Below are 13,256 nucleotides of genomic sequence, written 5' to 3' on the forward strand. Positions count from 1 at the left end.
TCATGACTACCGCAACAGCGCGCATCTCCCGTTCCGGGCGCAGCGCCCCCAACCCTTCCATGAACGCCAGAACGCGTGAACGCGCCCTGGCCTGGGCCCGGCGTGCGCCGCTGCTGCCAGCCCTGATCTTCCTCATCATCGTCACCCAGCTCCCGTTCGTGGTGACCCTGATCATCTCGTTCCTGAACTGGAACAGCCTCCGCCCCGACCAGACCGGATTCGCCGGATTCGCCAATTACGTCCAGGTCCTCACCGATCCTGACCTGCGCCAGGCGATCTTCACCACCATCATCCTGACCGTCTCGGTGGTGCTGCTCAGTCTGCTGATAGGACTTGGCCTCGCGCTGCTGCTGGACAAGAAGTTCATCGGCCGCGGCCTGGCCAGGACGCTGCTGATCGCACCGTTCCTGGTGGTCCCCGTGGCTGCGGCCCTCATCTGGAAGCATGCCCTGCTCAACCCCACGTATGGTCTGATCAACGGAATCCTGACTTGGATCTGGTCGCTCGTCGGCAGCAACACTCCGCCCCAGCCGGACCTGCTCTCCCAGGCCCCGCTGATGGCCGTCGTCGTGTCATTGGTCTGGCAGTGGACCCCATTCATGATGTTGATCCTCCTCGCGGGCCTGCAGTCCCGGCCCATGGACACCGTGGAGGCGGCCCAGATGGATGGGGCCAGCAACTGGGACATCTTCCGCCACCTGACGCTCCCGCACCTACGTCAATACATGGAACTGGGCGGCCTGCTCGGCGCGATCTATATCGTGCAGAACTTCGACGCCGTCTTTACCCTCACTTCCGGAGGCTTGGGCACCGCGAACCTGCCCTACGCCATCTACCAAACGTTCTACTTCGCCAACGAATACGGGCTGGCTTCGGCCGCCGGCGTCGTGGTGGTCATCGGCACCATCATCGTGGCCACCTTCGCCCTCCGCACCGTCTTTTCGCTCTTCAAAAAGGAGGCAGCACGATGAGCACCCTCACCCCTGCCGCACGCCGCAACACGGCGGCCGGCCCCGCAGCTTACGACGGCGGATCCCGCCGGCGCGGGTTCAGAAAGTTCGGCGGGGCCAAGTCCCGCATGGACTCCACCCGGAACAACACCGCCGCAGGACTCGCCGCCTGGCTGCTGGCCCTGCTGTTCGCAGCACCGGTCCTGTGGATGATCCTGACCTCCTTCCACTCGGAAACAGACGCGGCCACCAACCCGCCGTCCATCGCCGCGAACCTCACCCTGGACGCCTACAAGGAATTCTTCGGGGCGACCTCCGGCGTGAGCCCATGGCCGCCGATGATCAACTCCGCCACCGCCTCGATCTTCTCCACCGTGCTCGTCCTGGTATTGGCCATCCCGGCGGCCTACGCACTCTCCATCCGGCCGGTGAAGAAGTGGACCGATGTCATGTTCTTCTTCCTCTCCACGAAGATGATGCCGGTGGTCGCCGCGATCCTGCCGCTCTACCTGTTCGCCAAGACCGTCGGTGCCTTGGACAACATCTGGTTCTTGATCCTGATGTACACGTCCATGAACCTGCCGATCGCCGTCTGGATGATGCGCTCCTTCCTTGCCGAAGTCCCGGTGGAGATGCTTGAGGCAGCCCAGATCGACGGCGCAGGCCTGCTGCTGACCCTCCGGAAGATCATCGCACCCGTGGCGATGCCCGGCATCGCGGCCACCGCCCTGATCTGCTTCATCTTCAGCTGGAACGAACTGCTCCTGGCCCGGGTACTCACCGGCGTCATCGCCGGCACCGCGCCCGTCTTCCTCACGGGCTTCGTCTCCAGCCAGGGTCTGTTCCTCGCGAAAGTCTGCGCGGCCGCCGTCGTGATCTCCCTCCCCGTGCTGTTCGCCGGCTTCGCCGCCCAGGACAAACTCGTCCAGGGCCTGTCCCTGGGCGCTGTCAAGTAACTGCGCCGTCAAATAGACCGCCTCCCTCTCCGATTTCCCAAGGATTACTTTCGATGACAACACCAACCACACAGGCCCACACGCTCGAACAGCCCGAACTGCCGGCGACCATGCGCGCTTCCATCTTGAAGCGCCAGGGCGAGATGACCCTGGAAACGCTCTCCATGCCGGAACTGGAACCCGACCAGGTCCTGGTGCAGGTCGCCGCGGTCGGGGTCTGCGGCAGCGACGTCCACTACTACGAGCACGGTCGGATCGGCGACTACGTCGTTGACCACCCCCTGATCCTGGGCCACGAACTCTCCGGCCGGATCGCCGCCGTCGGAAGCGCCGTGGACCCTGCCCGCATAGGCAACCGCGTCGCCGTCGAACCCCAGCGGCCCTGCCGCAAGTGCAAGCAATGTAAATCCGGGCGCTACAACCTCTGCCCGGACATCGAGTTCTACGCCACCCCGCCGATCGACGGAGCCTTCGCCGAATACGTCACCATCCAGGCCGACTTCGCCTATGACATCCCGGATAACGTCAGCGACGAGGCAGCAGCCCTCATCGAACCACTCTCCGTCGGTCTCTGGGCCTGCGAACGCGCCGAAATCAAGCCCGGCAGCCGTGTGCTGATCGCCGGTGCCGGCCCCATTGGCATTATCGCCGCCCAGGCCGCCCGCGCCTTCGGCGCCACCGACATCTACATCACGGACATCGCCGAGGACCGCCTGGCCTTTGCCTTGGAACACGGCGCCACGCATGCGCTCAACGCGAAAACGGACAGCGTCGAAGGGCTCGACGTCGATGCCTTCATTGACGCTTCCGGCGCGCCGCAGGCGGTCCGTTCCGGGATCAAGGCCGTGGGACCGGCCGGCAGGGTGATCCTGGTCGGCTTGGGGGCGGACGACGTCGAACTCCCCGTCTCGTACATCCAGAACCGTGAGATCTGGCTCTCCGGAGTGTTCCGCTACACCAACACCTGGCCGCTCGCCATCCAGCTCATCGCCGACGGCAAAGTGGACCTGGACGTCCTGGTCACGGGGCGTTTCGCCCTCGCCGAGGCAGAACAGGCACTCAAGGCCGGAAAGCAGCCCGGACAGCTCAAAGCCATCGTCTACCCGGGCAGCTGAGAGGAATGGCTCGTGACACCACGGTGACCGTCATCGGCGAATCCCTCGTCGATATCATCAGGGACCCCCACGGGAGGAGTGAAAGCCAGGCCCACCCGGGTGGGAGCCCGCTCAACGTGGCCGTCGGAGCCGCCCGCCTGGGCCTGAGGACGAACCTCGTGACGCACTACTCCCAGGACCCGTACGGGCTCATGATCGACGAGCACCTGCGAGCCAACGCCGTGGACGTCATTAACGGCGGAACCGCACCGACGTCAACAGCCCTCGCCACGCTGGGGCCGGACGGCGGCGCCGAATACACTTTCTCCATCACCTGGGACATCAACGGGGCATCCCTGCCGGCCTTCACCGCCGTCGAGGATTCAACCCACCTCCACACAGGTTCGATCGCTACCGTGCTTCCGCCGGGCGATCAGACGACCCTGGCCCTCGTGGAATCCGCCCGGGAGCACGCCACTATCAATTTCGATCCCAACTGCCGGCCAGCGATCAGCCCCGATGCGGCCGTGGCCCGGCAACAATCGGAAGTTTTCGTGGCTGCGAGCGACATCGTCAAAGCCAGCGATGAAGACCTCCGTTGGCTGTACCCGGACCGGACGCCGGACGAAACCCTCGAGGCTTGGCTGGCACTTGGCCCGGCGGTCGTTGCCCTGACCCGCGGAGCCTCTGGCCCGGTGGTCCTGTCCCGCAACGCACGTGTGGAAATGGCGGCCGAAGCGATCATCGTTGCCGACACCGTGGGCGCGGGCGACTCCTTCATGGCCGGGCTGCTCTCCGGACTCGCGCAGTTGGATGCACTCGGGGCCGGGGGGCAGAACACGGCTGGACAGCCTGACGCCCGATGAATTGCACGCCTTGGCCGCCTACGCCAACCGCGCCGCCGCGATCACCTGCTCCCGGACGGGCGCCAACCCACCCCGGATGGACGAACTCGGCCCGCTGTCCGTCCAATCGGGGGCCTATGGACACTGCGAGAACGCTGTGTTCCTGGCACCGCCGGCGTTGACCAGGATCACCTCCGGCCCGTCGTCTCCCCTTAACTCCAAGGATCCGGGAGGGCACCCGCTTCCCAGGTCGTGATCATGGTGGTGGGTAGTTCCCGGAACACTGGATGCGGAGGACTATGCGGAGAGCGCGGAGGGTGTCAAGGGTCACAATTGAGGTCTTCAGCAAACAAAACTGAGACACGCAACTAGTTGTTTCCCTTCCCAGGATGTGAACCTGACCCGGGAGCTTTTAGGAATCCGACACACGTTAACGGCTTGACGGCGTGGTGTGATGCGCATTACAGTCGCACATTGACAGTTATACGAATGACTTTTCGGCCATCAGTGGATGCGCGGCCCTGATTTTCCGCACGGTTTCCAGTTTTCCTGCCGGGGAATATCCCTGCAGCTGGCCGCAGATGGCCACGGATTGAAAGAAACCAGGGATTGGACCGAAACATGAATTCCATCGACGCCCTTATCGGGCGCCAGCTGATCGTTGACGACCATCTGTTGGAGGATCGGTCCCTCGTGCGAACGTGGTTACCGCCCGCTCCCAGCGCAAGGAACCCGGTGCTGGCCCCTTCGACGGACCGCGATATGAATGGTGGCCGGTGTCCTGCGGCTGCCCCTTTCGACGACGGAATCCTCTATGACCATCAAATCCGCAAGTGGAGGGTCTGGTACATGTCGGGCTGGTTTGACAGGACCACGTTGCGGACGTCGGTCGACGGCCTTGCATGGAATGACGCCGAGCCGAGGGAGCTCACGGGGCTGGATTACGAGGAAGAGGGAAGCATTCTTCAGCGGGACGGCGTCAGCATCTGCCGCGACTATGCAGATGCCGAAGCTAAATACCGTATGCTGCGGTGGGTCCGTCGCAGGACCCCGGAATTCGGCCCGGACGATCTGCCGGCCCATTCAACGCCGGTCATCTCGGAGGGCGGTGAAGTCTATTCCAGCAACGACGGTGAGCATTGGCTCCACGAAGGCCCGTCCGGCCCATGCGGTGATAACACCACCTTTTTCTATGACCCCTTCCGGCGGAAGTGGGTCTTCAGCCTCCGCACCCACCTTGGGCCGTACGGACGGGGTCGCGGCTGGCATGAGTCGGACGACTTCGAGGGGGCGTCCCATTGGTCCGAGGGTGATGTTCTGCCGTGGGTGGGGAGCCATGGTTTTGGGGCGGCGCCTCCGGTTGGCGATCTGCGGACACCGGAAATCTACAAAATCACCTGTATGCCCTATGAGAGCGCCATGCTTGGCGTGTTCGCGGTGTACCGGGGACCCTCCAACGACTTTGCCGAAGCACATGGCTTGCCGAAAATCATCGATCTCTACCTGGGAATCTCGAGGGACGGCTACCACTACAACGTCAACCCTGAACCCTTCCTGGCCTCGTCCTTGGTACCCGATGCCTGGGACTATGGATACCTTCACATGGTCAACGGCGGCATCATTCCATACGGAGACGAGACGAGGATCTACTACACCGGATTCTCGGGCATCTCTCCTAGTCTCGGACACCACATGTACGCGGGCGCTTCAATGGGGCTGGCTACATTGCGGCGTGACGGATTCTGCGCCCTCACGCCCGGCCCCGACGGGGCAGGAGCAGTACGGACCAGACCCCTCCTGGTGCAGGGGGACCACCTTTTTATCAACATCCAGACAGGGGCAGGCGAAGCCGAAGCAACCGTGACGGACCTCGACACGGGTGACACTGAAACGCATACCATCCCCTCCGGCGTCGACAACACCTGCCATAGCATCCCCTTGGCAGGGGCGACGGACCGGAACCCACGCCACGTCACGGTGATGATCCGGCTTTCGGCCGACGCGCACCTGTACTCGTTCTGGTTCTCGGACGAATCCGGATCGAGCGGCGGATACAGCGCCGGGGGCCCCGTCACCTGGGACTGAACCCGCTACGGTGATGCGCTCATGGAGAATAACTTGACGAGCATGTGTGAGCTGCATTACAGTCGATCAGCAGACGGTTAGTTATACGAATGACTATTTCAACCAACAGCGAAGGAGGTGCCAGGTTGCGTAGGCCAAATTTGAACTCAGGACCGACCATGCACGACGTGGCGGCCCTCGCGGGGGTTTCCCAGGCCACAGTGTCCCTCGTCCTGAACGACGTCAGTGGGTCCCGGTTTTCACAGAAGACCAAGGACAAGGTGGAAACGGCCGTCGAGCAGCTCGGATACCGGACCAATGCCCACGCCAAGGTACTGCGTGAAGGTGTCTCCGGCATGGTCGGCTTCGTCGGCGACGTCGTGGCCAGTGCCCCCTTCGCGGGCAAGATCATCGAGGGCGCGCAGGAGCGTGCCTGGGAATCGGGACTTCTGGTCCTGACGGTGAACACCAACGGAGACAGGGAACTTGAGCGCGCCTCCTTGGAAGCCATGCTTTCGTACAAGGTCGCCGGGGTGGTCTACGCGTCCATGTACCACCGGAAAGTCGACGTTCCGGCTGCCTTGCGCGGTGTTCCGTCCGTGGTGCTGAATTCCGAAGACCGCGACCGCCGGATCCCCAGTATCATCCCGGACGAGGAACTTGGCGGGTACGCCGCCACGAAGCGGCTCCTCGATGCCGGGCACCGCCGGGTGGCCATGATCAATATTGAGACCTTGGAAAGCGGACTGCCTGCCGCCATCGGACGCTACGCCGGGTACACGCGGGCGCTCAACGAGGCCGGATTGACCGTTGATCCGGCCATTGTCCGGTTCGGGGACGGAAATCCAGGCGACGGCCACCGCTATGCCCGGGAGGTCATGGGCGCGGGTAACCCGCCGACGGCCATCTTCTGCGCGAACGACCGAACCGCATGGGGTGCCTATCAGGCGCTGGATCAAATGGGATGCCGGATACCCGGAGACGTTGCCATCATTGGCTTTGACAACCAGGAGACCCTGGCTCCGTATCTTCAGCCGGGGCTGACCACCATGGACTTGCCGTTTGTCTCCATGGGCAGACGCGCAGTCGAAATGCTCATCGAGGGCGGCGAACCGAACGGTCGGATTGAAGCCCTCGAATGTGCCCTTATTGAACGGAGTTCAGTGACGAATTCAGGTGAAGCGGAATGAGCCGCGCAACGTCAACCAGGATCCGGCCCCCCGGGCCGCGTCCGGTCAAAAGACCCTTGTCCTTCCGGCTGAAGAGGGTGGCCAGCGCCTGGCAGTTATACGTATTACTAACGCCGGCGCTGATTTACATCGCCGTATTCAAGTACTGGCCGATGTACGGGGTTCAGATCGCGTTCCGGAACTACAACCCGGTGGACGGTTTCCTTGGAAGTCCGTGGGTAGGTCTGGCCAACTTCCAGCGGTTCGTTTCCTCGTTCCAGTTTGAGCGGGTGCTGGAAAATACGGTCTGGCTGGCGGTCCTTGGCCTTCTCATCGCGTTTCCGGTGCCGATTGTCCTGGCCCTGCTGGTCAACCAGCTCCAAGCCCGGCGGTTCAAGAAGCTGACCCAGACGGTACTGTATTCGCCCGCCTTCATTTCAACGGTGGTGGTCGTGGGAATGATGTTCGTCTTGCTCTCTCCGCGTTCGGGCCTGGTCAACAACGCTCTCCAGCTCTTCGGCGGCCAGCCCGTCTTCTTCATGGGATCGGCCGACTGGTTCCGCCCCGTGTACGTGGTGTCGGACATTTGGCAGCACGCCGGATTCTCCATGGTCGTCTACCTGGCCGCGCTGACCGGCATCGACCCTGCGCTCCATGATGCGGCCAAGGTCGATGGGGCGAACAAGTTCCAGCGGATCCGGCACATCGACATCCCCGGAATCATGCCTGTCATCACGGTGCTGTTCATCCTGGCAATCGGCAACCTGCTCAACGTTGGATTCGAAAAAGCCCTGTTGATGCAGACGAACCTGAACACGCAGACGTCTGAAATCGTCCAGACCTACGTTTACCACGCAGGACTGCAGCAGGCGCAGTTCAGCTACTCCGCCGCGATCGGCCTGTTCAACTCCTTGCTCAACCTGGCGCTCCTAGTGACTTTCAACTGGGTGGCCCGCCGCGCAACCAAGACAAGTCTGTGGTAACCAAATGACAACCAGGACCATCCCCTCTCAGCAGCTCCTCCGCGAACGCCGGCCAGCAGACCTGTATAGGGTTCCGCTGCGCGCCCGGTTGGCCGATCCGGCATTCAACACCATGACAATCGCGATCCTGCTTGTTGCGATTGCCGCCGTGGCCTACCCGCTGTATTTCATCGTCATCGCCTCGGTCAGCGACCCGAACCAGATTTACGAAGGCAAAGTGTGGTTCCTGCCAGCGGGCTTCACCCTTGAGGGGTACCAGCGGATTTTCGCTGATCCGGCCATCTGGCGCGGTCTGGGCAACTCCGTCCTGTACACGGTGATGGGCAGCATCATCAGCGTCGGCTCCATCCTGGGTGCCGGCTATGCCCTGTCCCGTAAGGACCTGCCCGGTCGAAAGTTCATCATGCTGCTGTTCATCATCACCATGTTCTTCGACGGCGGCCTGATCTCCCGGTACCTGGTGGTCCGCGACCTGGGATTGCTGAACACGATGTGGGCGGTGATCCTGCCCGGGGCGATCGGGGTCTGGAACCTCATCATTGCCAGGTCGTTTTTTGAACACAGCATCCCCGACGAACTGCGCGAAGCAGCCCAGCTCGATGGCGCCTCGGACTTCCAGTTCTTCTTCCGGATGGTGCTCCCGCTGTCCAAGCCGCTGATCATGCTGATGCTCATGATCCATGTCGTGGGCAACTGGAACTCCTTTTTCGACGCCCTGATCTACCTGAACGATGACACCAAATACCCGCTTCAACTGGTGCTGAGGAATATCCTCATCCAGTCCGACGTCGCGGCGTCCGGAAACCTATCGGGCGACGTCGAGTCCTATGCCGCTGCGCAACGGGTCGCCGAACTGACCAAATACGCCATGATCGTCATCTCCAGCCTGCCCCTGATGATCGCCTTGCCGTTCATGCAGAAGCACTTCACCAAGGGCGCCCTCATCGGCGCCGTCAAAAGCTAGAACGATCCCCACCAAAACCTGAATTTTGGAACCCCTGAAAGGGAAACCCATGATAGACAACAGGGCTCGGGCCACAGTTGTGGCGATCTACCAAGCCGGTTGCGACCGGTTCGACACGAAGTGAACGCACAACCGGGTCCGGCCGGACGGACCGCACACAGCTTCCTCGGGGGGCCGCTCACACGTCCACTCCTTGACCTCAGCTTCCAGGGGAATGCGATTCAGCCAGCCGACGCAGCCGGATCAAACGTGCACGTCATATCCTCTGAAGGGCCCGAGCAACGCGCGGTATTACTTGCGCCGCGACAGGGACCGACCGCTGACAGTTCCGCCATATTCCTGGACGGCTGGTCGACGTGGGCGGAGATTCAGTTCACCGCCTCGAATGAGCCCGCCCTCACGGTGACGGCCTGGTTCGCCCCGCGCGCTTTTGCGCGCGGCGGAGCACGTGGTTTCACGGCAATCATTGATGCGCTTGAGCTGAACACTGGGTTCGCGCTGGGCCACAACAGGTCAGGCTATGTAGCGGCAGTGGTCGGCGGCCGCATGTTCGTTGGCACTGGCCGTCTCGAACTCGATTCCTGGAATCACCTGGCACTGTCCATCGCCAATGGTCGTGCTGAACTACGCGTCGATGGCGAACCAGCGGGCACATTCGATGTGCCCCCCGGCGACATCCGGCTTCCGGCCCGGATGACCCTCGGACGCTCAGCGGACAGCGACCTCGTCGAGGGCCGATTTCCCGCCGCTGCGGCGAGCGGCCTCCTCGGGCCCGTGAGGGTGTTGCCCGCGGCGCACCCGCCGGAAGTACCAGAGGCGGTAAACGCCGCCGACACCGCGCCGGACCGTGCCCGATTCGCGGCAGACCTTCATCGCCCGATCGCGCATTTTTCAGCACCGCAAGGCTGGATGAACGAGCCCCACGCCGCACTACAAGTCGACGGCATGCATCACCTCTTCTATCAGCACAACCCTGCTGGCCCGTATTGGGGGAACATCGCCTGGGGTCACGCGATCAGCAAGGACCTCGTGCACTGGCAAGACGAAAACATTGCGGTGGCGCCGTCATCGACGACCGTCGCGCCCGATGGTGTTTGGAGCGGAAGCTCGGTGACCGCTCCCAACGGTGAACACCTGCTATATCTCACTGCCGGCGATTTCGGCCGGCGCCCTGACCAAACGGTGGCGGTGGCCCGGCCGACCGGTAGCGGCTGGGCCGTTGATGAACACCCCGTGCTCGAGATGCCGACCACCGTGCCCGGCTCTGCCGAACCTCTCGTGAGGGGCCAGTTCCGTGACCCCTTTGTCTGGCGCGACAGGGATGATTGGTTCCTCCTCGTGGGCGCAGGCCTTGAAGGACGCGGCGGCGCGGCCCTGCTGTTCCACTCGCGCGACGGCGATCGATGGGAGCAACAAGAGCCGCTGCTTGTCGGCGACGTCGCCCGGTACCCGGCGACGGGTGAGATGTGGGAACTCCCGGTGCTTCTGCCGATCGGCAACGGCAGCGACGGACGGCGCCGCCACGCTCTTTTCATCGCGCCCTGGTGGGCAGGCGAGAGCGAGCACCACCTTCAGCACGTCTGGCACTGGACCGGCGTCTGGGATGCCGCGTCGCGACGATTCACGCCCGATGATCCAGCGCCGAGAGAGTTTGACGGTGGCGGCCATCTCACCGGGCCGAGCGGCACCGTTCTTCAGGATGGACGCAGCATCTTGTGGAGCATCGCGCAAGACAAGCGAAGCCTGGACGAGTTTGCCGGGAGCGGGTGGGCGCACAACGCGGGCTTCCCGCTGGAACTCGGACTCCACGCAGACGGTGCGCTTAGCGTGAGGCCTGTCGCGGAGCTCGGGTTGCTCCACGAACGCCCCTTCGGACCCGGCCACACCATCACGGATGCCGAAAGTGCAGCGGCTCAAGTTTCCTTCCCACTCCGCGGCAGACACCTCGACCTCGAATTCTGGGTCGAGGGATCCGGGCTCGAAATCGAGGTGCTTCGCAGTTCCGATGGAGTCGAGACGACGGTTCTTGGGGTGACCGGCACAGAGGTTTGGATCGACCGATCGCGGAGCAGCCGCCGATCGGAGCACACCGAGGGGCGTCGCGGCATTCGCCGCCCCGACTCGCCAAGCGTGCATGCCCGACTGCTCGTGGACGGCTCGATGGTCGAGCTATACGTCGATGATCGGGTCTCGCTAACGTCGCGCGCGTACCCGGTGAGCGAAGATGCCGACCAGGTGCTTCTCCGGGTTGCGGACGGTGCCCGAATTCTCTCGTTCTCCGCCCATTACCTCCACTCCGCATACCGACCAAGAAAGGCCGATTGATTCATGTTCATCCAGTCCGACGTTGCCGCCTCGAAGCGGATCCTTGGACTGACCACATAAGTCATGATCGTCGTCTCCAGGCTGTCATTGCCGATCGCCTCGACGTTCATTTAGGGACTTCAACAAAGGCGCCCTCATCGGCGCCGTCAAAAAACTTGAACAACCCCCACCTAAACCCAAATTTGGAACCCCTGAAAGGGAAACCCATGAAGAATAACCGCGCCCTGGCCACGGTCGGCGTCTTTGTCGCCGGAACATTGATGTTCACTGCCTGCTCCGGGCAAAGCCCGACCGGTATCAAAGACGCCTCGTCGGACTTCGGCCTGAAGCCGACTGGACTGCCAATCGTCGATAAAACCCTGACCCTGCGATTCTCCGGGACGAAGGCCCCGCTGTCGCCGGCCTACGAGAGCATGCCGCTGGTCCAGCAATGGGCTAAAGACACCAACATCGACGTCAAGTGGGAAAACCTGCCCGACAACGTCTACAAGGAAAAGAAGAACCTGATCCTGGCGAGCGGGGACCTGCCGGATGCTTTTTTCAACACCGGTTTCTCGGATACAGATATCTCCACCTACGGAACCAACGGCACTCTGGTCCCGCTGGAAGACCTGATCGACAAGTACGCCCCGAATCTCGCAAAGATCCTCAAGGACCGGCCGGATATCAAGGCGGCCGTCACCTCCTCGGACGGGCACATTTACTCCCTGCCCAACGTCGAGGAACTCGGGCTGCGCGCCTACCCGAACTTCATGTCGATCAACAAAGCATGGCTGGATAAACTCGGCCTGCCGGTTCCGCAGACCATCCAGGAGTATCACGACGCCCTCGTCGCCTTTAAGACCAAGGACCCCAACGGCAACGGCAAGAACGATGAAATTCCTTTGAGCTTCATCAACAACTGGTGGTGTGCGGACATCAGTGATCTGTTCGCCGCCCTCGGCGGACTGCCGGACAACATCGACCACCGCATCGTCCAAAACGGCAAGGTCATCTTCACTGCCGCGCAGGACCAGTACAAGACCGCTGTTTCCGAACTCCACAAGTGGTACCAGGAGGGCCTGATCGACCCCGAGTCCTTCTCACAGGACGACAAGGCGTACCTGGCCAAGGGCAAGAGTGCTGCTGAAACCCTCGGCTCCTACGTCTGGTGGGAGACCGAGGAGGCCGTCGGCGCGGGCCGTGCCAAGGACTACGTTGTGATGCCGGTACTCAAAGGCAAAGACGGCAAGCAGATCGCCAGTGTCGCCAACGGGCCGGACATCAGCCGCGGCGCGTTCGCGATTACCCGTGCCGACAAGTACCCCGCCGCGACCATGCGATGGGTCGACGGACTGTATGACCCCACCATGTCCGCGCAAACCAGCTGGGGTCCGATAGGCGCCGCCCTGCAGAAGGACGACAAAGGTGTCCTCCAGCAGATTCCCGCACCGGCAGGCACGACGGCGGGGGAACGGCGACAGAAGGTGGCCCCGGGAGGGCCGCACATCGTCACCGCGGAGGACTTCCAAAGCGTCGTGGCCCCCGAACCCCGGGCCGCCGCACGCCAGCAAACCATCAAGGATGTCTTCAAGCCCCACGCCGGGAACGACCAGTACCCCAACGTGCTCCTCTCCAACGATGAGTTGCAGCAGCTAAGCACCATCGAAACCGACGTCCAGACGCTCGTCAAGGAAAAGCGCGCCAAATGGATCGTTTCCGGCGGCGTAGACCAGGAATGGGATAGCTACGTCGCCCAGCTGAAGTCCATCGGCCTGGACAAAATGGTCAAGATCTACCAGGACGCCTACAACCGCTACAAGAAGAACTCCTAAACACCAACACAGCGGGGTAGGGCGGCGCAAGCACGGACCGGCCTACCCCGCCGTACGGGAACCTGCAACTGGATATCACCACACCACGATCA

The 13,256-nt window shown here is 62.6% G+C and carries 10 protein-coding genes; all 10 read left to right on the plus strand.

Going from position 1 to position 13,256, the window contains the following annotated elements:
• Positions 1-2: 2 nt before the first annotated feature.
• The 10 genes from LFT43_RS03120 (at position 3) to LFT43_RS03165 (ending at position 13,164) form a co-directional block, all read left to right on the plus strand.
• Entirely contained in the window at positions 3-971 is a 969-nt protein-coding gene (locus tag LFT43_RS03120) for a carbohydrate ABC transporter permease (RefSeq protein ID WP_395801093.1), read from the plus strand.
• Positions 968-1,906 carry a carbohydrate ABC transporter permease gene (locus LFT43_RS03125; protein WP_395801094.1) on the plus strand — a complete coding sequence of 313 codons (939 nt, stop codon included), beginning with the start codon at positions 968-970 and terminating at the stop codon, positions 1,904-1,906. Before LFT43_RS03120 ends, LFT43_RS03125 begins: the two co-directional genes overlap by 4 nt.
• Positions 1,907-1,959: 53 nt before the next feature.
• Positions 1,960-3,021 (plus strand): NAD(P)-dependent alcohol dehydrogenase, encoded by a 1,062-nt coding sequence (locus tag LFT43_RS03130; RefSeq protein ID WP_395801095.1) that lies wholly within the window; start codon positions 1,960-1,962, stop codon positions 3,019-3,021.
• Positions 3,022-3,026: 5 nt separating this feature from the next.
• The gene (locus LFT43_RS03135; protein WP_395801096.1) at positions 3,027-3,866 is read left to right on the plus strand and encodes a carbohydrate kinase; all 840 of its coding nucleotides are present in this window, start codon (positions 3,027-3,029) and stop codon (positions 3,864-3,866) included.
• A 600-nt stretch (positions 3,867-4,466) separates the two neighbouring features.
• Positions 4,467-5,930, plus strand: coding sequence for a hypothetical protein (locus tag LFT43_RS03140; protein ID WP_395801097.1), 1,464 nt, complete (start codon positions 4,467-4,469; stop codon positions 5,928-5,930).
• Positions 5,931-6,088: 158 nt separating this feature from the next.
• Positions 6,089-7,099: a LacI family DNA-binding transcriptional regulator gene (locus tag LFT43_RS03145; RefSeq protein ID WP_395801098.1), complete on the plus strand. Its 1,011-nt coding sequence runs from the start codon at positions 6,089-6,091 to the stop codon at positions 7,097-7,099.
• Positions 7,096-8,061, plus strand: coding sequence for an ABC transporter permease (locus LFT43_RS03150; RefSeq protein ID WP_395801099.1), 966 nt, complete (start codon positions 7,096-7,098; stop codon positions 8,059-8,061). Before LFT43_RS03145 ends, LFT43_RS03150 begins: the two co-directional genes overlap by 4 nt.
• Positions 8,062-8,065: 4 nt before the next feature.
• The gene (locus LFT43_RS03155) at positions 8,066-9,025 is read left to right on the plus strand and encodes a carbohydrate ABC transporter permease (protein ID WP_395801100.1); all 960 of its coding nucleotides are present in this window, start codon (positions 8,066-8,068) and stop codon (positions 9,023-9,025) included.
• A gap of 249 nt (positions 9,026-9,274) precedes the next feature.
• Positions 9,275-11,350, plus strand: a complete 2,076-nt coding sequence (locus tag LFT43_RS03160; RefSeq protein WP_395801101.1) for a GH32 C-terminal domain-containing protein — start codon at positions 9,275-9,277, stop codon at positions 11,348-11,350.
• A 206-nt stretch (positions 11,351-11,556) separates the two neighbouring features.
• Positions 11,557-13,164 carry an ABC transporter substrate-binding protein gene (locus LFT43_RS03165; protein ID WP_395801102.1) on the plus strand — a complete coding sequence of 536 codons (1,608 nt, stop codon included), beginning with the start codon at positions 11,557-11,559 and terminating at the stop codon, positions 13,162-13,164.
• The last annotated feature ends 92 nt before the right edge of the window (positions 13,165-13,256 follow it).

It is taken from the genome of Arthrobacter sp. FW306-04-A (genome assembly GCF_044358315.1).
Classification (GTDB): Bacteria; Actinomycetota; Actinomycetes; order Actinomycetales; family Micrococcaceae; genus Arthrobacter.